Origin of the sequence: Sulfidibacter corallicola (genome assembly GCF_017498545.1) — a bacterium.
Classification (GTDB): Bacteria; Acidobacteriota; Holophagae; order Acanthopleuribacterales; family Acanthopleuribacteraceae; genus Sulfidibacter; species Sulfidibacter corallicola.
The window spans coordinates 6,435,301-6,456,675 of the sequence record NZ_CP071793.1 but is presented as its reverse complement, the minus strand read 5'-3'; the positions used below and the strand labels follow the sequence as shown (position 1 = coordinate 6,456,675).

The 21,375-nt window shown below is 59.3% G+C and carries 20 protein-coding genes; 11 read left to right on the top strand and 9 right to left on the bottom strand.

Annotated features, from left to right (window positions below):
* Positions 1-25: 25 nt before the first annotated feature.
* From J3U87_RS20065 to J3U87_RS20055, 3 genes are all read right to left on the bottom strand, one after another.
* The gene (locus tag J3U87_RS20065; protein ID WP_237377560.1) at positions 26-784 is read right to left on the bottom strand and encodes an ABC transporter ATP-binding protein; all 759 of its coding nucleotides are present in this window, start codon (positions 782-784) and stop codon (positions 26-28) included.
* Positions 781-1,701, bottom strand: a complete 921-nt coding sequence (locus tag J3U87_RS20060) for an ABC transporter substrate-binding protein (RefSeq protein WP_237377559.1) — start codon at positions 1,699-1,701, stop codon at positions 781-783. The genes J3U87_RS20065 and J3U87_RS20060 overlap by 4 nt, the downstream gene beginning before the upstream one ends.
* A gap of 90 nt (positions 1,702-1,791) precedes the next feature.
* Positions 1,792-2,667 (bottom strand): MurR/RpiR family transcriptional regulator, encoded by an 876-nt coding sequence (locus J3U87_RS20055; RefSeq protein ID WP_237377558.1) that lies wholly within the window; start codon positions 2,665-2,667, stop codon positions 1,792-1,794.
* 273 nt (positions 2,668-2,940) lie between these two features.
* Here J3U87_RS20055 and J3U87_RS20050 point away from each other — a divergent pair, with 273 nt between their 5' ends.
* From J3U87_RS20050 to J3U87_RS20015, 8 genes are all read left to right on the top strand, one after another.
* Positions 2,941-3,681, top strand: coding sequence for a TlyA family RNA methyltransferase (locus J3U87_RS20050; protein WP_237377557.1), 741 nt, complete (start codon positions 2,941-2,943; stop codon positions 3,679-3,681).
* 432 nt (positions 3,682-4,113) lie between these two features.
* Positions 4,114-5,877 carry a chemotaxis protein CheX gene (locus J3U87_RS20045; protein WP_237377556.1) on the top strand — a complete coding sequence of 588 codons (1,764 nt, stop codon included), beginning with the start codon at positions 4,114-4,116 and terminating at the stop codon, positions 5,875-5,877.
* A gap of 137 nt (positions 5,878-6,014) precedes the next feature.
* Positions 6,015-6,212, top strand: coding sequence for a hypothetical protein (locus J3U87_RS20040; protein ID WP_237377555.1), 198 nt, complete (start codon positions 6,015-6,017; stop codon positions 6,210-6,212).
* Positions 6,213-6,413: 201 nt separating this feature from the next.
* Positions 6,414-6,989, top strand: a complete 576-nt coding sequence (locus J3U87_RS20035; protein ID WP_237377554.1) for an SCO family protein — start codon at positions 6,414-6,416, stop codon at positions 6,987-6,989.
* A gap of 510 nt (positions 6,990-7,499) precedes the next feature.
* On the top strand, positions 7,500-9,044 hold the full coding sequence (locus J3U87_RS20030; RefSeq protein WP_237377553.1) for a diguanylate cyclase: 1,545 nt from the start codon (positions 7,500-7,502) through the stop codon (positions 9,042-9,044).
* Between the two features lie 8 nt (positions 9,045-9,052).
* Complete coding sequence (locus tag J3U87_RS20025; RefSeq protein ID WP_237377552.1) at positions 9,053-10,531, top strand: DUF2868 domain-containing protein; 1,479 nt, start codon at positions 9,053-9,055, stop codon at positions 10,529-10,531.
* Positions 10,528-12,030 carry a DUF3482 domain-containing protein gene (locus tag J3U87_RS20020; RefSeq protein WP_237377551.1) on the top strand — a complete coding sequence of 501 codons (1,503 nt, stop codon included), beginning with the start codon at positions 10,528-10,530 and terminating at the stop codon, positions 12,028-12,030. The genes J3U87_RS20025 and J3U87_RS20020 overlap by 4 nt, the downstream gene beginning before the upstream one ends.
* Before the next feature lie 649 nt (positions 12,031-12,679).
* Complete coding sequence (locus J3U87_RS20015; protein ID WP_237377550.1) at positions 12,680-13,708, top strand: asparaginase; 1,029 nt, start codon at positions 12,680-12,682, stop codon at positions 13,706-13,708.
* A 4-nt stretch (positions 13,709-13,712) separates the two neighbouring features.
* On the opposite strand, the gene J3U87_RS20010 is transcribed toward J3U87_RS20015, so the two are convergent.
* The 3 genes from J3U87_RS20010 to J3U87_RS20000 form a co-directional block, all read right to left on the bottom strand.
* The gene (locus J3U87_RS20010; protein ID WP_237377549.1) at positions 13,713-14,801 is read right to left on the bottom strand and encodes a hypothetical protein; all 1,089 of its coding nucleotides are present in this window, start codon (positions 14,799-14,801) and stop codon (positions 13,713-13,715) included.
* A 161-nt stretch (positions 14,802-14,962) separates the two neighbouring features.
* Positions 14,963-15,271, bottom strand: coding sequence for a hypothetical protein (locus J3U87_RS20005; RefSeq protein WP_237377548.1), 309 nt, complete (start codon positions 15,269-15,271; stop codon positions 14,963-14,965).
* 284 nt (positions 15,272-15,555) lie between these two features.
* Positions 15,556-15,816 carry a hypothetical protein gene (locus J3U87_RS20000; RefSeq protein ID WP_237377547.1) on the bottom strand — a complete coding sequence of 87 codons (261 nt, stop codon included), beginning with the start codon at positions 15,814-15,816 and terminating at the stop codon, positions 15,556-15,558.
* Positions 15,817-15,971: 155 nt separating this feature from the next.
* On the opposite strand from J3U87_RS20000, the gene J3U87_RS19995 reads away from it, so the two are divergent.
* Together J3U87_RS19995 and J3U87_RS19990 are read left to right on the top strand one after the other, a co-directional pair.
* Positions 15,972-17,663: an acyl-CoA dehydrogenase family protein gene (locus tag J3U87_RS19995; RefSeq protein WP_237377546.1), complete on the top strand. Its 1,692-nt coding sequence runs from the start codon at positions 15,972-15,974 to the stop codon at positions 17,661-17,663.
* A gap of 5 nt (positions 17,664-17,668) precedes the next feature.
* Positions 17,669-18,715: a metal-dependent hydrolase gene (locus J3U87_RS19990; protein ID WP_237377545.1), complete on the top strand. Its 1,047-nt coding sequence runs from the start codon at positions 17,669-17,671 to the stop codon at positions 18,713-18,715.
* A gap of 130 nt (positions 18,716-18,845) precedes the next feature.
* Here the strand turns inward: J3U87_RS19990 and J3U87_RS19985 are convergent, their stop codons facing one another.
* Entirely contained in the window at positions 18,846-19,334 is a 489-nt protein-coding gene (locus J3U87_RS19985) for a cytochrome c-type biogenesis protein CcmH (protein WP_237377544.1), read from the bottom strand.
* 181 nt (positions 19,335-19,515) lie between these two features.
* On the opposite strand from J3U87_RS19985, the gene J3U87_RS19980 reads away from it, so the two are divergent.
* Positions 19,516-20,166, top strand: coding sequence for a cyclase family protein (locus J3U87_RS19980; RefSeq protein WP_237377543.1), 651 nt, complete (start codon positions 19,516-19,518; stop codon positions 20,164-20,166).
* Positions 20,167-20,186: 20 nt separating this feature from the next.
* On the opposite strand, the gene J3U87_RS19975 is transcribed toward J3U87_RS19980, so the two are convergent.
* The gene (locus tag J3U87_RS19975) at positions 20,187-20,900 is read right to left on the bottom strand and encodes a type 1 glutamine amidotransferase (protein ID WP_237377542.1); all 714 of its coding nucleotides are present in this window, start codon (positions 20,898-20,900) and stop codon (positions 20,187-20,189) included.
* 69 nt (positions 20,901-20,969) lie between these two features.
* Positions 20,970-21,368, bottom strand: coding sequence for a 50S ribosomal protein L17 (gene rplQ, locus J3U87_RS19970; RefSeq protein WP_237377541.1), 399 nt, complete (start codon positions 21,366-21,368; stop codon positions 20,970-20,972).
* Positions 21,369-21,375 lie beyond the last annotated feature (7 nt).

The following is a 21,375-nucleotide window of genomic DNA, read 5'->3' as shown; positions in this document are numbered from 1 at the left end:
GGGAATTTTTCCCCGGCGCCGACCCTCAGATATCGACCACTGGAAAACTAACCGGAATGCCGCCGGCGTCGAGACGTCGAAAAGGGCAGCCGAACACCGAACTGAGATGTTGGTGCAGGTCGAAAGCACCACAAGTCACCGCCACCTTGCCTTCCTTGATGGCCAAGACCTTGGGATCCAGGCCCAGGAATTCATTCCAGTCGTGGGTGACCAGGAGAATGGTGAACCGATGATGGAGGTGGAGCGATGCCAGGAGTTGAACCAGTTCCGCTCGGTGGTTGGGGTCGAGCGAACTGGTGGGTTCGTCAAGAACCAGGATGCGGGGCTGTTGGGCGATCGCGGCCGCAATGAGAACCCGCTGACGCTCGCCGCCGCTGAGTTCCTGCATAAGGGAACCGCGCAGGCGGTAGGTATCGGTTTTGGTCAGGCAGTCGTCGATCAGGGTCTCCCGTTCTCCGGGCGTGTCCTCGTGGGCAAACCGAGCCAGCTCCATGAAGGCGCCGACCTCCATGTCGAAGGTCAGGTCCATGGCCTGGGGGACATAAGCCATCATCCGCGCCCGTTCGCGCGCGTGGTAGGAACGCGACTCGCGACCCTGGATCATGATTTGACCGCGATAATCGTCGATGATGGAAAGGATGCATTTGAGCAGCGACGATTTGCCGGCACCGTTGGGACCGATCAGGAGGCAGAAATCCCCTTCGAAAACCCGAATGTCCATGCCGTCGATCAGGGCTCTCGTCCCGCGATGAAGCGAGAGATCCCGGATTTCGAGCAGGCTCATGGCGCGTCCAGAATGGCCACCAACTCGGCCAGGGTTTTCAGGAAGCGCGGTCCCGGTTGCAGGACATCGGCCCGGTGAATCACGTGAACCTTGTTATTCTTGACCGCTTTCAGGTGAAACGCCGACTGCCATTTCTTCAGGACACGGTCGCGTTTCTCGGTCGAAAGATCATCCCTGGGCATGAGCACTACGATCACGTCGGGATCCACGCCCAACAGGCCTTCGCGCGATAGTTTGGGAAAGGCGGGTTTCTCCGATGGATAGGCGTTGACGCCACCCGCCATGGCGATCATTTCGTGCATGAACCCGTAACGACCCACGACGTAGGCCTCCGTGATCTGCGATGGAGAGGCACCATGGCCCAGGACCAGCAGCACGCGAGGCGGAATCACCCGGCGCCGCTGCAGCTCGCGCTGGCGAGCCCTCATCTCGGCCAACACGGCCTTCGCCGCCTCGACCCGACCCCCCAGCTCGCCCATGGTCCTCAGCGTCGCGTAAATATCCTCGATGGAGTGGTTGTTGACCACTTCCACCCGAACCTTCATGCTGCGCAGGTTTTCGATCGCGGACGTCTGTTCGGGAAGCGCCCAGACCAGATCGGGTCGAAGCGCGACGATGGTTTCCACATTGGGATCCAGGTAGCCGCCGATGTGGGGCAGGTTTTTCACGTCCTCGGGGAACAGACAATACTCGGTGACCCCCACCAAACGGTCGCGGAACCCCAATCGGCAAGCCGATTCCGTCAAACTGGGGGCGAGGGTCACCCATCGCTGGGCAAAGGCAGCCGGCACGGCCACAACCAACAGGAGCGACAGCAACATCCAGCGTGCGGGACCACCGGGTCCGGCGATCCGCCCAAGGCGGCGGAGAGAAGCCTCGATCGGGAGAGCCCGATCGAACGGGGTATGAAAAGGCATGCTTGGCATCATGGGTACAATCCACATTTCGGCGGCACAGTTCCCGAATCCAATCGGCACCATCCGATCGGAACCCGGGCTCGGCGGCCATCAATCGGTTTGGATGACGTTCTCGTCGGTAGCGAGAATGCGATTGATCTTGGTCATCGCCTCGGCTGCATGGTCGCCGTGTTTGAGGGCGATTTCGGTGATCAGGGCGTTCAGGAAGACGCTGACGGCTCCGATCGCGTTGGTGAACATCCGATTGTGGGTACGAACCTGAATCAGATGATCCGCGAACGGGGCGACGGGCGCAGTCAGCCGATCACTGATCGCGACGACCTTGATCCCGCGCGCTGCGGCCTGCTCGGCCATCTTGATCGTAGGCACCGAAAAGGGCGGAAACGAAAAGAGCAACAGCGCGTCGGTCTCGCGCATGACGATCATCTGCTCGAGCGGTGCGGAAAACCGGGTGGACAAGGTGGAAGCCCGCAGACCGATCTGGGTCAGCAGGTAGGTCGCCAAGCCGGCCAGATGAGCGGAGATCCCGAACCCGAAGGTGAAGATATGACCGGATTGGAACAGGGTGGCCGCGGCCTCCTCGAATACGTCCAGGTCGACATCCTTCGCCAGACTTTGCAGATTCTGCATTTCCTGCTGGACAACCAGACTCAGGCTGTCGGTACCCGCGGGAGCCAGCGCTTCCTCGAGACCGGTCCCCCGCGAAGAGGTCACCCGGTCGCGCACCATGTCGGTCAGGTTGGTCTTCATTCCGCTGAAACCGTCGTAGCCGACCCGTTGCGCGAAACGCACGATGGTGGCCTCGGAAACCCCACAATGCTTGGCGAGGGTCGGTACGGTCAGAAAGGGAACCTCATCCAGATGCTCGACCATATACTCGGCGACTTGCTGCTGCTGAGCGGGAAGATCGTTAAAGGCCTTGAGCACGAGATCCTTGAATTCAGCCTCGTTGGTGAGCGGCGCCATCGGTCGTTCCTCGTTCGAACCGGCTGATCCGGTCAACCCGAATCGCGGTCATAAGCATAGCGCGGATCGAGGTCCCACGCGCAACGGAAAGCCGGGCAGAGCCCACAAAGCGCACCAACGTTTCGGACGTCACGGCCTTGGTGCGGGACCCGCGATCACCTCCCGACAGGTCGCTCGGGACCCCAAACCGTTCCCCGGCCCGAAGGGTTTCGGTTATCATGCCCACGGGCAACCTGGCGATGCCCCCATACCGAGACGAGAAGGACGGGCAGCATGTCGGCTTCCGCCAAAACCCGGCTGGATCAATTGATGGTACAGCGTGGGCTGACGCGAAGTCGATCCCACGCCCGCGACCTCATCAAACGCGGCAAGGTCCGTCACGGCGACCGAATCGCCGCCAAACCAGGTGAAATGGTCGATGTGGGGTGCGCGATTCACATCGACGAGGATACCGGCGCCGTGGGACGCGGAACCCACAAGTTGACCGCGGCCTTGGCAGCGTTCGCGGTGCAGGTCGCGGACAGGGTGGCGGTCGACGTCGGCGCTTCCACCGGCGGTTTCACCCAGGTGCTTCTGCAACAGGGCGCAAGCCGAGTTTACGCGATCGACGTCGGCCACGACCAACTGGCGCCGGAACTGCGCGAGGACCGCCGCGTGATCAACATGGAAGGTCTCAACATTCGCGACGGCGCGGCCCTGCCGGAAAAAGCGTCCATCGCCGTGGCCGATCTGTCGTTCATCTCCCTGCGGCTGATTCTGGGCGCGATCGCCGATCTGGTGACCGAGGACGGCGACATGATCCTTCTGGTCAAACCGCAGTTCGAGGCCGGCCCGGGCGGTGTCAATCATCGCGGGGTCGTGGCCTCGGCAACGCGCCAGCGGGACATTCTCGACGCCTTTCTGGCTTGGTGCGGCCAGCAGGGATGGTGGTGCCACGGAACCGTCGATTCCCCGATCGCGGGCAAAACCGGGAACCGGGAATTCCTGGTTCACCTCAAACGGGACAAGCCCTGAGACTCCTTTCGGACGAGCCGGAACCAACCCCAACCCGATTGGGCCCCAAAGACATAGCGCCACTTTGCGACAAAAAACAAAATGTTTGAATCACCCTAAAGCTAAGGATTTAAGAAAAATAACCGAAGATATCCCTAGACGGTGCTCATTCGGAAACGACGGCATCATCGAATTGGGTCTCCAGGATCGGTCCGCAACGCCATTAGAAGTGGCATCGGCCGTCAGGTATCGGGTTTCGCTAATCACCTGTGAATGTTCGCCCTGCCGAAACCCGAGGCCTGAAGCCCGAGACTGCGGCCATTCAGCCGGATCACGCCCTTCCGTTTCCGACCAGACACCGGTAAGTGAAGAATCGAACGAGCTCATGGCGCCAGCGGTACCCACAAGCGGCCGCCCTTTACCACTCAAGGTCATGATAAAGGACGTACCTCTTTGAAATTCACAGTGGAGGATTCGGACAAAGTCCTCATCTACTTGGAAATAGCCGCATTTACAAAGGCGCCGGGAATCTTTTACCCGCAGGATTCCGGACGCCATTTCGAGGCGGCCCTCGAAAAAGTCAACAACACCCAATTTCGCCTGACCTTCAAACAGTGGATTCCCGCCCAGGTGGGTCTGCTGGTGTTGCGCTCGTTCACCCTCCAATTCAAGCTCCCGGTGAATCTGGAGAAGGGCAACAAGCCCAAGGAATATGTCTTCGCGACGCCATCGGTGCTCACTTCCCACGATCCGCGCAAGTACGTCCGCATCCCCATCGCACCGCAGCTCACCAAGATCGTGGTCGTCCGCAAACTGGACGACAGCGGCAACCCCCTCGCCGAAGAGGGCCGCAAGAAGCTGATTCAAGGGGCCATTCAGGACGTGAGCGCGAGTGGCATCGCCTTCAAGGTCGCGGTGGCCGACCCCTTCTTCGACAGTGGCAAGCAGGTGGCGCTCACCTACAACCTGTTCGGCATCACCATCGACGCCGTCGCCCGCGTGGTCAGTGCATCGGGCAACCTGATCCGTTGCCACCTGTTGAACTTGAACAAAGCCATTCAGCACCAGTTGGATCTCAAGATCACCGCCAGCCTGCAACGTATGTTGGACAAACACCATCAGGATTTGATCAACCTGATCGAGGCCTCCTCGAATCTGCGCAAACTGGAGCGGGAAAAACAGCAACGGGGCGAGCTGACGGATCGCAAGCAACTGGACGAGAATTTCGTCGAGCTGATCAACCCCATTCTCGAATCGACGATAAACGTGATGGAGTCGCTGGCCGGCCTGAAGCTCGTCAAACGCGAGCTTCGCCTGGAACGCATCTGTTCGGCCATCTACGACATCAGTTCGCAAATATCCTTCAAGGGTCCGAAGGTCGAAGGTCACCTGTTCCTGTGCCTTAAGGACACTGTCGCCAAAGGTTTGGCCAACCGGATCCTGGGCGGCGACACTCAGGAACTGGACGCGGACGTGCAGGACATGACCGGGGAAATCTGCAACATCATCGTCGGCAACTCCAAAAAGAACCTGCCCAAGGACCAAATCTTCAAGCTTTCGACACCCACCATCATCGTCGGCAAGGAACACCTGGTGGCCGTGCTGTCGCGATATCCGGTGATTCGCATGATCTTCGACTGCGAGGTCGGTCAGGTGGACCTGAACCTCTATCTGGACGAAATACAGGAAAAACTCAACGGGATCGCCGCCAGTGGCGGGACACCCTCCTTCACCTACAAGACCGAGCTGATCAACCCCATCCTGAACGCGACGGAGAAGATCTTCGAGAACTACCTGAGCCTGGAAACGCGCAAGAAGGGTGTGGTCATGCGCGAAACGCTCGCCCCCAAATTCGAGCTCTCGGCCCTGCTGGACATCTTCGGCAAAGGGCTGCGGGGCAAGGTGTTGCTCAATATTTCCAACCGCCTGGCGCTGAAGATCCACCACATTCTGCTGGGCGAGGAGAAAACCCTGATCGACGACCAGGTCAAAGATGCCGTGGGCGAGATGGTCAACATCATCACCGGCAACGCGAAGGGCGAATTCGGCCGCATGAACCTGAGCTACACCGTCTCGACACCTTACGTCATCTTCGGTCGCAACCACATCATTTCCAACGCGGGCGACAATCCCTTCATCTCCTCGGTATACTGGTCGAGCGAAGGCTTTTTTGAAATCTGCCTCAGTTTCACGGCCGACCCCACCGACGTCAAGTAGGTGGCGTCCGGCAAGCTACGCCACGGCGGCGGCGAGGAACCGTGGTCTCGTCCTGCGCGGCGGGCGAATCGAGAGGTTTCGTCTCAATTTCAACGCCGTTCCTGGACAACAGGGAAACCATCGAAATCGAGGTGCACGTGAATCCTTCCGAAGATCGCTGTCCCTGGTGCAGCACGCCGTTGAACATCGTTTGGGTTCACGGCCACGGACAGTGCGCAGCCTGCGGCATCAACATGGAGCCCTGCTGTTCCGGCAGTCCCACGGAGGATTGCCACTCTTTCGGCGGCCCGAAATCCGCCGAAGACGAAAAGGCCGACGAAGCATCGATCGCCTGAGCGGGCCCTTCGAAAAACCCGTTCGCGAACGCCGGCGAAACCTCTGATCAAGCTGTTGTCGAAGTCCGCTCGGAACGCGCTATACTTGGCCTTGCGCCGGCCCTCCCCCACCGGTAGCCCGGCCTGCTGGACGAGGCCTCAATCCGAGGAAGGATCATGTCGACGAAATCGCTTACCGTCGTTTTTTCCGGTTTTTTTCTCATGTTCTTGATTAGCGTAGGTGCTTTTTTCCTGTACGAGCCAAAGGTGATGGCCGCGCCGCTGCCGGTGCACGGCGAAGCACCCGACTTCCGGTTCACGGATACCAGGGGCGAGGCGTTCCCGTCCGACACCCTGGACGGGAAGGTCTGGGTGGCCGACTTCTTCTTTTCCACCTGCGCGGGCCCCTGTCCCGCCATGTCCGGCCACATGGGCGAACTTCAGACCCATTACCGCGAACGCACGGACCTGCGCCTGGTGAATTTCACGGTCTATCCGGATCACGACACACCGGAGGAACTGGCCAAGTACGCCACCAAACTGAAAGCCGACACCGATCGTTGGCACTTTTTGACGGGCGCCGCCGACGAGCTGTTGCGGGTGGCGGTCGATGGATTCAAGGTGGGTGATCCCGACAACCTGTTGAATCACAGCCAGAAATTCATCCTGGTCGACCGCAACCAAAAGATTCGCGGCTACTACGAAGGCACCGATCCCGAAGAGATCACCCAGCTCAAGAAAGATATCGACCGCCTGCTTCGGGAACCGGTTCCCGCCAAAGGCAGCGACAACACCTGATCGCCCGATGTCACGGGCCTTGGGGTCGTGCCCATCCTGGCCGGCCGCCTGGGTTGTCGTGATAGGTCCGTTTCGAGATGGGCGCGAGAAAAGCGAGTAAAAATCGAATCGTCATCGCGACCTGCGCGCCGCCATGCACGACGGGTCGCCCATCTCTTCGGTTCCGGCGTGTTTCGGCACCCGATCGCCCGAATCGCTCACTGTCGTTCGGTCCCTTCCCCACGGGTATCGAACGGCGGTCCCCTACCGGTGAATATCGCTTCGAGAGAAGGTCCCGTCAGAGACTCGGTGCCTCGTCCATCCAGCTTCCATGCAGGGAGTTGGCGACGTTTCCGTTTCCGGATGGGCACTAGCGAGCACTCCTGAATTGTGCTAGTTTCAAGGAAACATTTCTGTTCATGGTTCAAAACCATGATTCACAATGCGCGTTCCCGGCTTGGATCGGGCTGACGATAGGCGGTTCGGTCACAAAGTGCCAGGGAACGGTCAGTTTTTTACGGGCGGGTTTACATGGAGACAGAATCCCAAGAGTCCGGCTTGGTGCTTCGTTGGACCCAGAACGGGCAAACGGAACAGTTCTCGTTGACGGCCGGCGATTACACGATCGGCCGAGATCCGGATTGCGACCTCACCATCGAGGAATCCAGTATTTCCCGCCACCACGCGCGCCTGTTCAGTGCCGACAACATCTACCATTTGGAAGATTTGGGATCGAGCAACGGCACCAAGGTCAATGGTCAAATGCTGGAACCCCATCAATCCTTCGCCCTCGCGCCCGGCGACCAGATCTTCCTGGGCCGCCTGCCCGTTCGTCTGCAGGATATTTCGGAAGCACCCGATGACGTGCGCGGCGATACCACCCAAACCCTGGTCATCAATTTCTCCAGCCTGAAGTGGACTCAGGAGATCGAGGGGATTCGCAACCGCCTGTACCACCTGTTCGAATCCAGCGTGGACGATGCGGAGAAGCTGGGCGTGCTCAAAAGCGGGCTCGACGACGAGGTCAAGGAACTGACCCATTACGTGGAATCCAAGTTCCGCGAACACGAAGTCCTGCAGCAGATCAATCAGGAAATCGGGCAGATTCTCGACGCCAACCAACTCCTGAGCACCGCACTCAAGATGGTGGTCAAGGTTTTGGGGGCTGATCGCGGCTTCATCCTGCTGTACGACCCGCGCCACGGGGTACTCAAGTCGATGGTGACCCACCGCTTCGACCGCGCCGACCAATCGGCCCTGGATTTCGACTTCACCTTCAGCCAAACCATCGCCAAGAGCTGCTTCGAACGGCAGCAAATCGATTTCATCGACGATGCCCTCAAGGATCCTCGCTTCAAGTCGTCGCAGTCGATCATGGCCTCGCGCATTCGCAGTGTGGTGTGCATTCCGCTCAAGCAGGAAGAAAAAATCTCGGGTGTGATCTACCTGGACAACCTGCGCACGCCAGGCGCCTTCCATCGCCATCAAACCGAATTTCTCAACGCTTTCTCCTGCCAGACGGCCATCGCCCTGGAGAACGCCCGCCTGTACACCCAGGCAGTGACCGACGACTTGAGCCGGCTCTACAACCGCAAGTACGCCGACAAGCGGATCTACGAGGAGATGGGACGCTCCAGTCGATACACCCGCGCGTGCAGCATGATCCTCCTCGATGTGGACTTTTTCAAGAAGGTGAACGACACCTACGGCCACCTCGCCGGCGATCAGGTCCTGGTGGGCGTCTCCAATGTCATCCGCGAGAGTACCCGAGCCACGGATATCGCGGCCCGTTACGGCGGAGAAGAGTTCTTGATCCTGCTTCCGGAAACCGAACTCGACGGCTGCCGCCAGTTCGCCGAGCGTCTCCGCCAATCGATCGAGTCGATGGTGGTCGAAAAGGACAACTTGAGCATCAACGTGACCATCAGTGCCGGTCTGGCCACCTACCAGCCCTGGATGCAGAACAACGTCAGCGCCTTCGTCGACCAGGCCGACAAAGCGCTCTACTTCGCCAAGGAGAACGGCCGTAACCAGGTCCAGGCGGCGGACGATCTGGACCTCGCCGATTCGCCCTGACGGACGCGATGCTGGACGAACCCCAAACGAAACGTCTGCTGTTGCTCCAAGCTCTCTGGGAAGTGGACGAGAACCGGGTGGTGCTGCAGGAAAACATGGTGGGCCGGCTGCCCCTGGAAATCGCGGAGGACTTGGAGGGCCCGGTCGCCAAAGACGAAGAACCGGCGTGGCTCGATCGAATCGCCACACGGCTGGAAGAGCGGCTCAGGCAGCGCCACCAGCTCGACCTGAGTAAGCTCGCGACCGTGCCCCTGTCCTCTCGCGCCGCGTTCTCCTTCGGCGCCGTGTTCGCCCTGGCGATGGGTGCCGCAACGAACTACCTGGGGACGGAACCCGAAATCAACTTGTTGCTCAACCCCTTCATGCTGCTTTTGTTATGGCATTTCGGGGTTTATTTGGCGATGGTCTCGCTGGGGCTGTTCGGTTGGAAACGCCGGGGCACCAAAAATCCGATTTCCTGGCTGCTGCCCCAGTTGATCAAGACGATACCGCGATTGACGGCCCGCTTTTCCCGGGACGACACCACCTTGAATCGCGAGCAAAGCCGGGTGCGACAAACCGCGCGCCTCCGCTTTTTGGAGCTCTGGTTTCACCAGTGCGGGCGGTTCGCCCACGCGCGCGTCGCCATGTTGCTCCACCTGCTGGCAATCTTTTTTGCGCTCGGGGTTGTTCTGGGCCTGTATTTCAGGGCCCTGGTCCAGGCCTATTCATTCACCTGGAGTTCCACCTTCATCCGCGACCAGGAAACGCTGCGCCAATTTCTGAGCTGGGTGTTCCGACCCGTGCTCTGGATATTTCCAGATGGCCTCCCACCCCTGGCCCAAAGCGCCCACGCGGGTGACTGGATCCACCTGTTCGCCCTGAGCGCGCTGATCTACATCGCAATCCCCCGGCTGGCGATGCTGTTTTGGCAAAGCGGGCGGCATCGCCGGTTTCGCCGCCAAGGGTTCGCCTTGGATACCGCTGTCGATCCTTTCCGGCGTTGGCTTTCGGCACTGCGCGGAGAGGCCGCACAGGTCCGAATTTGGCTCTATGGCTACACGCCGGATCGGAGTACGACCCCGCGGCTCGAAAGGCTCGCACGCGAATTGTGGGGCCAACGCCTGTCCCGAATACGCCTGGACAAGATAGAGTGGGGCGAAGACGAAGTGCCCCTGGAGCCTCCCGCCCCAAACGAGCATCCCGTCACCCTTGCCGTCGTCCTGGTGTTCAACGGCGCCCAAACGCCGGAAACGGAAGTGCACGGCGCCTTCGTCCGTCACCTGACGACATTCCTGTCGGACCACCCTTCGGACTGCACACTGTTGATCGTCGTCGACCACCAAAAAATACCTCTCGATCGCGCCGAGGAACGCCGAACCGCATGGCAACGCGTACTCGAATCCGCAGAAGTGGTCCACAGCTACTGGACCGACCTTTCGAATCCCGAGTCCTTCTCCGAGACGAGCCTGACTTCCATTGCCCAAACCCTTTGGAGACCGCAATGACGCCACGATCCCTCGTGTCACTGACCGCCATGGCCGCCACCGAGATCCAGGGTCCGTCGCTCGAGGCACCGTCACCCTTCAAGGAAGCCTCCGAGCGACGAACCGAAATCGTGTTGAGCCTGGTGTCGCACACCAACATCGGCAAGACCACCCTCGCGCGCACGCTGTTGGGTGAGGACGTCGGCGAGGTGGCCGATCGCGAACACGTGACCGAAACGGCGTCGCGCAGGGAGATGATCCACACCCACAAAGCCGCCTTGATCCTCTGGGACACACCGGGTTTCGGGCATATCGGCAAGCTCCTGAAACGGCTTCGCCGCGAGAACGGCGCGGCAGGCTGGATCATGAACGAGGTCGTCGATCGATTTTTCAACCGCTCCCTCTACTGCTCGCTCGAGGCGGCTCGCAACGTGCGCAGCGAGGCCGACCTGGTGCTCTACCTGGTCAACGTGCGCGAGGAACCCGAGGACGCGGCCTATGTCAATGCCGAGTTGGAGTTGCTTCAAGCATTGGAAAAGCCCGTCATCATGATTTTGAATCAGGTCGATTGGGATCGAGACCCGACGCCGCTGCGCATGAAGGAGCTGGAAAACCGCTGGAAACAATCGTTTTCGCGCTATCCATGTCTCTGCAACGTGCTGGTTCTCGACGCGTTCACCCGCGCCTGGCACCAGGAATTGCGCCTGATGGACCTGATCGAACCACACCTGACACCCGACAAACAAACCGCGCTCGCCATGATCCGCAACCAGTGGGTCCGCCAATACGAACAAATCAAGACCTCCGCCATCGAACAGGCCGGGCGACTCTTTCTGTTCGCATGCCGCCAGCACACGAAACAACGACCCGATCAGGGCAAGGCCGAGACGTTTCACGCCCTGTTGGCCGAGCTGCAAAACCAGATGGACGCCTATCTCGATCACCTGATCGCCCTGTTCCACATCGAGTCATCCGGCCAAGCCCGGCTTCAGGCGGATATCCAGCAACTGGCCGGCCTTGCGGGCAAAGCCCTCTCCGAAACACGCTCCGGTTTGCTCGCAGGCGCCCTTTCCGGAGCCGGCACCGGATTGGCGGCCGATTTGATGAGCGGCGGCTTGACCGTCGGCGGCGGCGCGCTCCTGGGATTCCTGGGCGGGTATCTCGGTGGCGCCTCCTATGCCTCCGTCATGAATCGGTTGCCGCGCGGCCGCGTCAGTTGGAAAAAGCCCGCCCTGATCCAATTCTTCAAGCTCACGATCACCTACTACCTGGTGACGAGCCACCACGGTCGCGGCAAGGGCCCGCTCAAGGCGGAGGAACCCAACCAGTATCTGACCATTCTGGTAGAGCGACACACGCGGGATCTGGAACGCGACATCGGAACGCTGTGCAAAATGGCAGCGAGCCCCGAGCATGACGAAGAGGCGATCAAATCCTTCCACAAACAATTCGAGACGTTGTTCGGGAAAGTGTTGACCCGGGTGCTCGCGACGCTGTTCCCACGGGGGATTCAATCGTAAGGGGAACGGAATCCACTGGACATGGCCACGCGGTTTTCCAGCGCGAACCCTTGGTGATCCAGCATACATTTACACAATATTAACCCTGCCCGCAAAACCGCCAAACCACCTGATTTCACAGATGATAAATTAACCGAAACCCCAGTCTCCCAGCATTGTTTCGCGACAACACTTGAAATCGAAGACGCCACCCTGCATCTTGGCTTTAGTGGCACACTTTTCGCCAAGAAGGCCATTGAACCTATGGATTCGGAAGAGACCTCCTTCATACCCAACCCTCTTCTTGAAAAACTCCACTTTGTTACCCTACCATTGACTCCCGCAAAACCGTTCCTTCCAAATTTCGGGTCTCGCTTCATCATGTTTCCATAGGTTCCCTTTTTGTTTGCCACCGTTCGGCGCCTGTTTGCGAAACCGATTTACTTTCCCCCTCGACCTCTACTTCCACGACGCCTGGCCCCGATCCCGGGGGCCGATAGTCCCAAGGCCCTGAGTCAATCTCGGGGCTTTTTTGCGTCTGGGCCCCGAACCGGTGAAGAAACCCCAGTTTGCGGGTTCATCCCCATCGGCTTTCGTTTAGAATCACGGTCAGATCGCCCGGCGACGAACCTGCCATCGGCGCCAATGAGAACGTCAAAGGAATGGGACGATGAGCGAGAACGCGAACCGCAAGCACGTGTTGGTACTTTCCACCGGTGGCACGCTGGGCATGCGCGCCCAACAGGGCGGCCCCTTGGAACCGGATCAGATTCTCCAAAACCTGGCCTATTGGATTCCGGAGCTGGAGAAATACGCCGCGTTTACGGTCGAGATCGTCGCCAACTTGGATTCATCGCAATTGACCCCCTCGATTTGGTTGAAGCTCGCGACCCGGATCGAACGAGCCCAGGAGAACGGCGAATGCGACGGCATCGTGGTATTGCACGGGACCGACACGCTGGCCTTCACCGCCTCGGCCCTGTCTTTCCTACTCCCCGGCCTGACGGTTCCAGTGGTGCTCACCGGAGGCCAGCGCCCATTGGCGGAACTCCGCACCGATGCACGCAACAACGTGCTCGGCGCATTCGAGACGGCGCTCGAGGGACCTGTCGAGGTGATGGTGTTCTTTCACAACACCGCCTATCGCGGCAACCGCGCCACCAAATCCGCCATTGGCGACTTCGACGGCTTCAACAGCCCAAATTACCCGGCGCTGGGTCGGGCCGGCATTAGCTGGGAATGGAACGAGGCCCTGTTTTGGCCGCAAACCCGACGGCCCACCATCTATCGCCCCATCCCCGGCTCGCTGCCCTCCGCGCCCTGGGTATTACCCTGGGTTCCCGGTTTGGATTTCGAATCACTGGCCCCCGCCCTGGAACATCAGTGGGGTGTCATCCTGGAAGCGTTCGGGACCGGCAACATGCCGTTCGACAAGCCCATCCGCGACATCTTCGCCGAATTCATCGAAAAAGGCGGCATGGTGTTCATTCGCAGCCAGGTGCCCCGTGGTCGAGTCATGCTCGGCACCTATGCACCGGGCCGCGCCATGTTGGAGATGGGCGTCGGCGACGGGTTGGACATGACGCGTGAAGCGATGGTCACCAAATTGATGGTGCTCAAAAGCTACGGACTGGCGCCGGAAAAGATCAAATCCATGATCAGCAAGAACATCGCGGGCGAGCTGGCCGACAGCCACTGATCCTTCAATCGCGGTTGTAGGGATCGCGAACCATCATGCTGCCGCGCGTGTTGACCAGGTAGAGTTTGTACTTCGGTCGGCGCTTGCGAACCTCGGGATGCTCGTAGGTGATCAGATAATAGGCCGACATGCTGCGGGATACCATTTTGGCCGCACGGTCGGGGAACTTGTAGAGGCTGAAATAGGTACCGCCGGTTTGACCCGAGAGCTTCATCATGCCGGCCGCCAACGAATGGTAATCGGCCATCGTGAGATCCAGCGAAAAAACCGATACCTTGGCGCGGGTCAGTTCGACCACGGCCCGATGGTATTCGAACCCGTAATGCATGCCGGTAGTGGGGCTCCACTCGCCAATGCCCCACCCCACGTAGACCAGGTTCTTGAAACCGTTGAAGTTGCGTAACACCCGCGCGATTTCCAGGAAGGCGTCTTCTACGTTGGCGACCTCCTTCCCGCGCGCCTCGCTGAAATGGGCCGTGACGCTGGGGTGATTGGCCGCCTGGAACACCACCTCCGAATCGCGCTCCACCGCTTCCCACACGGCGTCGTGGAGCAGCTCTTTGTCGCGGGTGAAATCACACTTGAACTGGAGGTGGGTGTGAAACGAGAACACCGCGGTGTAGGAATCGGGCGGGAGACTGCTGACGACCTTCTTCGCGAAGTGATGGGATCGCATCAACCCGTACTGCCTCTCGGGGTTGATCGAGCCCTGAATCAATACCACGTTGAGCTTTTCCTTACCGTAGCCCGGCTCTCCCGGACGCGGGCCCATCTCGTCGATGAACTCGAAGTCTGCCTCGGGATCTTCTTTCGGCACGATCTCGGGCACCACCTCCGGCACCACCTCGTTGAGATCGACGTATTCCACCTGGATGATCGGAACTTCCTTGCCCTCGATCTTGAGCAGAAAATTTTCCTTGGACAGGCCGGGAATCGGTGCACCGAAATTGTCGACGACCCGCACGTTGACGACCGTGCGGGACACCGTCATTTCTTCTTCGATCTCCAAGTCCTGAGCCTGCAACAATCCAGGAAAAGCCACGGAGAAGCCAAACCAGACCAAACCTGTCGCGGTGGTACGAAAAGGATTCATGACAACTTCTCCTAGGCCTCGGAGCGGGGCGTGATCGATTCCGGATGGACGTGGGACATGACGCACTTGTTCTTGAAAACGATCCTAAACGTGCGATCCCTTTGAAAACCCCAGCCATGATCGAAACCCGAAGATCACATTCCCCACGCGAAACGCGCCGATCAGGCGTGTCTTACATAACCGTCCATATCCTGCAGGCATTTGCCCAAGTCGGACATCAGCGGGTGGTAACAGTCCCACGTCCATTGAAAAGCCCGCAGGCGCTCTTCTTTGGCCATGGACTTCAGCGCCATTTGATAGACGGTGTAATGTCCCGAATCGGAACGTTTTTTAGCTGCTTCGCGCAGCATTTCCTTGGCCCAGGGACGTTCGAAGGCTTCGTTGAGACGGCGTAGATTGCGACTGCGGATGGCTTGACGGACAGCCTGAAGGGTGGTGATTTTTTCAATTTCGGGATCTGTAGCATTCATGGCAATACCTCACTGATCACAGCGTGTTCTCAGATGGACGGAACCGTCGAAGGGAATGGAGGGGATGAATATTTCACCGGAGATTGTAACCCGAAAACAGATCTCGGGAGCAGCCCATTTCCGCCACCCGGAAATGTTAGGCCGGTTCAAAAAATGGGCGTTTCTCGTCCATCCAACCGAACGCCGTTTATCCCGAATACCTTCCCATCGACAGCTTTTTTTGGAGCCCTCGGGTTCGATTCGAGCCCGCGCCCACGAGCCACCCGGCGCCTGGAACCCAGCGCTCAATCCTCGTCGACGAGTCGTTTCACCTTGTTGCGCAAAGACTCGGACGCCAGCAATCGCTTCAAGAATCCGGCACCGCCCAACTCGCGAAAAGCCTGATCTTCTTCCGCCGACAACTGCAGGGCCACCACTTTTTTCTTGCTTGGAAGGGCATCCGGTCCCTTCGTTCGGCCCTGGCCACCTTTTTTCCTGGCTCCGGACGTGATCGCCTGGTTTCGATGCCCTTCGAAATCCAATTTCTCTTCTTCACCCATGGTCATCCTGGACCCCCTGAAGCGCACGGCACCGCGCCGAAGCCCGATCGCCGGCAATATCTCCGCTTCCAACCGACCCAGCCCGAAATCGCGCTGGCAGACTTCCGCGGCGCGGTACTAGAATATGAACTTTGAATGAAATTTCAGTTCGGAGTCCGCCCATGAGCACGTTCTACCAGGAAGGTCCCGTTCTCGGCAACACCTATGAAAGCGACGGGTTTCTCAAATCCTGCCTCACTCGAATGTTGCCAGGAGAGATCCTTCGGGAAATCCAGCCACATCTCGACCATCTGGGCCACCGCGCCGCGAACGATCTCCTGGCGTTGGCGCGACAGGCCGAAACCCATCCGCCCGTGCATATCCCCTTCGATGCCTGGGGCAGGCGCGTGGACGAGATCGAAACCCATCCAAGCTGGGACCTGCTCAAACGGGCGGCGGCGGAGGAGGGTTTGGTCGCCACGGGTTACGAACGGAAGTACGGAAGCTGGTCGCGACTCTACCAAATGACGCTGCTTCATCTCTACCATCCTTCATCCGCGGTTTTCAGTTGCCCCCTGGCCATGACCGACGGCACCGCACGAGCGATCGAACTGTACGGTGACGAATCGCTGAAAGAAAACGCCTACGCCAACCTCACCAGTCGCGATCCCGACCGGTTCTGGACCTCGGGTCAGTGGATGACCGAACGCACCGGCGGTTCGGACGTGGGTGGCACCAGCACCATCGCCCGCCCCGACGGTCAGGGTGGCTTCCGCCTGCAGGGAACCAAATGGTTCACGTCGGCGACTACCTCGGAAATGGCCATGACCCTGGCGCGCATCGAAGGTGCTCCCGAAGGCAGCAAGGGCCTGAGCCTGTTTTACCTGGAACTGCGAGACCCAGCCGGCCGGCTCAACCAAATCGAGGTGCATCGACTGAAGGACAAATTGGGTACACGCGCTTTACCCACCGCGGAACTCACCCTGCACGGCACGCCGGCCCAACTCGTTGGCGGCGAAGGTCACGGCGTTCGCAAGATCGCTTCGTTGTTCAACATAACCCGGGTCTACAACGCAGTATGCGCGGTTTCGTCGATGGGTCGCGGTTTGACCCTGGCCAAGGATTACGCGCGCAAACGCCGTGCCTTCGGAAAGCGGCTCCTGGATCACCCGCTGCACGCGGAAACCCTCGCCGATTTGGAAACCGATTACCGAATCTGCCTGTCGCTGGTGCTTCAGGTCGCCCGTTTCCTGGGTGAAGCGGAAACCGACCGCCAGGAGGGCCGTGCCGACAAGCTGTTGCGCATCCTCACCCCCATCACCAAACTGTTCACCGCCAAGTTGGGGGTCGCCAGCGCCAGCGAAGTACTGGAATCCTTCGGTGGCGCCGGTTACGTGGAAGATACCCATCTCCCGATGCTGCTCCGTGACGGCCAGGTACTGGCGATCTGGGAAGGTACGACCAACATACTCAGTTTGGACATGTTGCGAGCCATATCGAAGGAAGATGCCCTGGCACCTCTCGTCGAAGACGCGCGCAGACGCCTGGGGGACATCGACCAGGAGACCCTGGCTCCTCAGGCGACCATCTTGGAACGCGAGCTGGACCGATGGCTCGAACACTTCCAGTTTTTGGCGAAAACCGGTAGGGAAGCCCTCGAAAGCCAGGCACGTACTCTGGCCATGAACCTCGGCCGCTGCTACGCGGGTATCCTGTTACTCGAGCACGCCCAGTGGGAATGGCGCCAACAACAATCCGACCTGTCCCTTCTCGCGGCGCGACGCTGGTGCGCCAGACCACCGATTCCCATGAAGCCGGTCACCAACGACAATTGGCAAAACAGTACGCGATTGGCTTTCGGCACGGTGGAGTGACAACGATGGATTCACTGACGCAAATGGTGTTGGGCGCCGCGGTGGGGGAAGCCGTACTCGGCCGTAAAGTGGGTAACAAGGCTCTGATCTGGGGGGCCGTGGCCGGCACTCTCCCCGACCTGGACGTTTTGGCCTACCCTTTCTGGAACGATGTCCAGCGTCTCACCTACCATCGTTCGGCCACGCACTCGTTCTTGGTGCTCGCTGCCTTCGCACCGATCATGGGACTGGTCATCGGCCGCATTCACCGCCGGCTGGATGTGAATTGGGTAGACTGGACCAAATTGTGTTTTTGGGCCCTGATCACCCATCCCATCCTCGACTGTTTCACGACCTACGGTACACAGGTCTTCTGGCCGATATCGCCCTATCCGGTCTCTTGGAGCAGTGTCTTCATCATCGATCCGCTCTATTCCCTCCCCCTACTGTTCAGTGTCGCACTCAGTTTTTGGCTGGCCCGCGAATCCGCGCAACGAAGGCGCGTCATCCTATTTGCACTGGCGATGAGTAGCTCGTATCTGGGAATCACCGTTTTCAACAAGGCGGCGGCGGACAAAGTTTTCCAAGAAGCGGTGGCCCGCGATCCGAATTTGGGTCAGGGAACGATGATGTCCATGCCCACCGCCTTCAACTGCGTCCTCTGGAAGGCGCTCTACATCCAGGACGACCGCGTGTACACGGCCTACTATTCGTTTTTGGGTAGCGAGGAAGACGTGACGTTCAGCGCCAAGGAACGGGGCACCCACCTCATTGCTGATATGGACCAACAACCTGGAGTCAGGCGACTTCAATGGTTCAGCAAAGGTTACTATCACATTTATAAAGAAGATAACCGGGTGATTTTTGCCGACTTGCGCTTCGGCGAGAAGGACTTCTACGTGTTCTCCTACCAGATCGGCACCCTCGAAGACGAACGGGTCCTTCCGGCACAAATCGAAAAGCGCCCGCGCCCCAAGCCGCCCAGTCACTATTGGGAAGAGCTCTGGAAACGACTCAAGGGTGAGCCCGTCGGCGCTCATCCAGAGACGAGCGCGTCACACCAGCCTGACTGACCGCCGGTAGGGCACCCTGCCTGCATTCGGGGCCCCGCCCTCTCCATTGAAAAACTCGCGCCTTCAGTGCCCCCATCCAATCGATGCCGTAGCGTCGGCACGCGTCACCATCAGGCCGGGCACAGCGGCATCAACGTTTCGTGGATTCCAAATCGGCGTAGATTCGGGAACGGTAATTTTCGATCAAGTCGCTATCGCCTTCGGTGGGGTCCTCATTTTTACGTTTGTTCAAAAGGAGGAACATGCCGCCGATCGAAAGCAACAAACCAATGATTGGCGACAGCCAGGCCACGAGACCAATGCCCTTTTTTTCCGGCACGGTGAAGATGACCTTCAGGCCAGAAGAACCGATTTCCATGTCGGCCAGCTCGGCCATGATCGCCTTTTCGCTCTTACCCTCGAGGATCCACGCTTTGATGTTGTCGCGAATGTGATTGGCCATCGGGCTCTCGTGGAACGCGACCGGAATAGCGTTCTTGCAGCAGGGTGCGGACACCGCGGTGGAGACCTTCTGGTAGATCTTCGCCTGGTCTTCGTTCAACTCGTCCGGAATCACGAGCTGCTGCGCCCAAAGGGGCGTGGCGAGCATGAGCAGAATAGAAGTGAGAAAAAAGCGCATGGAGCCCCCCTATCGAACTGGTCCCTATTATAAGCAATATCGCGATCGGTCGGGTGTGGTTTCGGGGATTTAGCCATGTGGTTCACCCGAAAAAAGAGCGAAGGCAACCACGATGGCTTCCTGCTATGATCGAAGCGAAAACCAAACGCTACCGCCAACCAACGCAGTGCAGGAGCCATTCATGACGCTTATCGATATCACTCCCGCCATCTCGGCATCCACGGCCGTTTTTCCGGGCGACGTTCCCTACCGAAGATCGATTGCCATGGATTTTCAGAAGGGCGATCATCTCCTGCTTTCCAGCATCCAGACCACCCTGCACGTTGGTGCCCACGCCGATGCGCCCAATCACTACCATCGGGACGGCATCGGCATCGATCGCCGCGACCCCAAACGGTACGTGGGCGCTTGTCAGGTGATTGGCGTCTCCCTGGGTCCGGACGAGCGCATCTACCCGTATCACGTAACGGATCAGGACATCGAGATCACCGAGAAACGGGTACTGTTTCGAACCGACAGCTTCCCCGATCCCGACAACTGGAACTCGGATTTCAACAGTCTCTCGCCCGAGTTGGTCATCTGGCTGGCGGAACGTGGGGTCGTGTTGGTGGGCATCGACACGCCGTCGATCGATCCGGAGACCTCACAGGCGCTGGAATCCCATCAAATGGTCTATCAAAAGGACCTGGCCGTCCTGGAAGGCATCGTATTGGGAGAGGTGGCGCCAGGCCGGTACATCCTGTTGGCGCAGCCGCTCAAACTGCGGGATGCCGATGCGGGGCCGGTGAGGGCGTTGCTGCTCCCCTTCGATACCGACCTGACCAGAATGTGAGGCCTTGAAGAGGCCCGATCTCAACCGTAGAGAAAGGTCTTGAGCATGACCTGAAAGGCGTTTCGATCCGGCTCCATGGTCGCCAGTGATTGGCGTGCGACAACGGCGACATCCTCGGGAATCAGGCCTCGCAGAGCCCGACCCTCCAGCAAATCCGAGACGATGTCCTTGAAATATTCCGGATGGCCTTGCATACAGAGCACTTGATGGCCCACGGCGTACATCTGGATCGGGGTCTGGGCGGAAGAAGCGAGCAACTCGGCACCCGGTGGGAGACGCTTGACCTCGTCGCGATGGGTCTGAAGCACGTTCAAATTGGTGGGCAAATTGTGGCCGTAGGTCTTTTTGGTCGCCGCCTCGGTGAGGTCCAACGCGTGAATGCCGACCTCCCAACCCTGGTCCGCTCGATGGGAAGCGCCGCCCAAGGCGTTGGCGACCGCCTGGTGGCCGAAGCAGACCCCCAGGATCTTGCGACCACAATCGAACGCCTCGCGCAGCTTGCGGTTCAGATCCTGGATCCAGGGTTCGGTGGCGTGGGCGTCCGAGGCGCTGCCGGTGACGACGTAGGCGTCGTAATCGGCCAGGTCGCGGGGATATTCCCCCTGGATCACGTCGAAAGTGTCCCAGGTGCTGCCGGGCTCCTCGAGCAGATGCCGAAAGAGATCGGCATAGGTTCCATATTTCTGGGCCGTATACCCCGTGGCATAACCCGTCAAAAGCACCGCAACCCGCATGGATCCCCCATTTCGCGTTCCCTGTCCGAACCCCAAAAAATGAAAAAGCCCCGTTTCCGGGGCTTCTGCTTAAGCTTCGGTGGTATCTTCACCAGCCGCTCGAGCCAGGTGGTCGTAATCGACCAGTTCGATAAAGGCCATTTCGGCGCCATCGCCGAGACGGCGGCCTTTTTTCAGAATTCGGGTGTAGCCGCCGTTGCGGCCTTCGTACTTGGGGCCGTATTCGTTGAGCAGCTTTTTGGTGATGTCCTTGTTCTGCAGGCGAGAAAAAACCACGCGGTGTGCGCTCGGGGTCTGCTTCTTGGCGATCGTGATCAACCGTTCGGCGTAGCGGCGCAGTTCCTTGGCTTTGGCAACCGTGGTGGTGATTCGGCCATGCTCGAACAGAGAAATCGCGAGACCTTTCAGCAACGCCTTGCGCTGATTGGTGTTGCGATTGAGCTTCGAGTATCCTTTTCTGTGTCGCATGAGGCGG

Coding starts and splice junctions, on each gene's coding strand:
- J3U87_RS20065 (WP_237377560.1), bottom strand. CDS start 784: ATGAGCCTGCTCGAAATCCGGGATCTCTCGCTTCATCGCGGGACGAGA.
- J3U87_RS20060 (WP_237377559.1), bottom strand. CDS start 1,701: ATGCCTTTTCATACCCCGTTCGATCGGGCTCTCCCGATCGAGGCTTCT.
- J3U87_RS20055 (WP_237377558.1), bottom strand. CDS start 2,667: ATGGCGCCGCTCACCAACGAGGCTGAATTCAAGGATCTCGTGCTCAAG.
- J3U87_RS20050 (WP_237377557.1), top strand. CDS start 2,941: ATGTCGGCTTCCGCCAAAACCCGGCTGGATCAATTGATGGTACAGCGT.
- J3U87_RS20035 (WP_237377554.1), top strand. CDS start 6,414: ATGTTCTTGATTAGCGTAGGTGCTTTTTTCCTGTACGAGCCAAAGGTG.
- J3U87_RS20030 (WP_237377553.1), top strand. CDS start 7,500: ATGGAGACAGAATCCCAAGAGTCCGGCTTGGTGCTTCGTTGGACCCAG.
- J3U87_RS20025 (WP_237377552.1), top strand. CDS start 9,053: ATGCTGGACGAACCCCAAACGAAACGTCTGCTGTTGCTCCAAGCTCTC.
- J3U87_RS20020 (WP_237377551.1), top strand. CDS start 10,528: ATGACGCCACGATCCCTCGTGTCACTGACCGCCATGGCCGCCACCGAG.
- J3U87_RS20015 (WP_237377550.1), top strand. CDS start 12,680: ATGAGCGAGAACGCGAACCGCAAGCACGTGTTGGTACTTTCCACCGGT.
- J3U87_RS20010 (WP_237377549.1), bottom strand. CDS start 14,801: ATGAATCCTTTTCGTACCACCGCGACAGGTTTGGTCTGGTTTGGCTTC.
- J3U87_RS20005 (WP_237377548.1), bottom strand. CDS start 15,271: ATGAATGCTACAGATCCCGAAATTGAAAAAATCACCACCCTTCAGGCT.
- J3U87_RS20000 (WP_237377547.1), bottom strand. CDS start 15,816: ATGACCATGGGTGAAGAAGAGAAATTGGATTTCGAAGGGCATCGAAAC.
- J3U87_RS19995 (WP_237377546.1), top strand. CDS start 15,972: ATGAGCACGTTCTACCAGGAAGGTCCCGTTCTCGGCAACACCTATGAA.
- J3U87_RS19990 (WP_237377545.1), top strand. CDS start 17,669: ATGGATTCACTGACGCAAATGGTGTTGGGCGCCGCGGTGGGGGAAGCC.
- J3U87_RS19985 (WP_237377544.1), bottom strand. CDS start 19,334: ATGCGCTTTTTTCTCACTTCTATTCTGCTCATGCTCGCCACGCCCCTT.
- J3U87_RS19980 (WP_237377543.1), top strand. CDS start 19,516: ATGACGCTTATCGATATCACTCCCGCCATCTCGGCATCCACGGCCGTT.
- J3U87_RS19975 (WP_237377542.1), bottom strand. CDS start 20,900: ATGCGGGTTGCGGTGCTTTTGACGGGTTATGCCACGGGGTATACGGCC.
- rplQ (WP_237377541.1), bottom strand. CDS start 21,368: ATGCGACACAGAAAAGGATACTCGAAGCTCAATCGCAACACCAATCAG.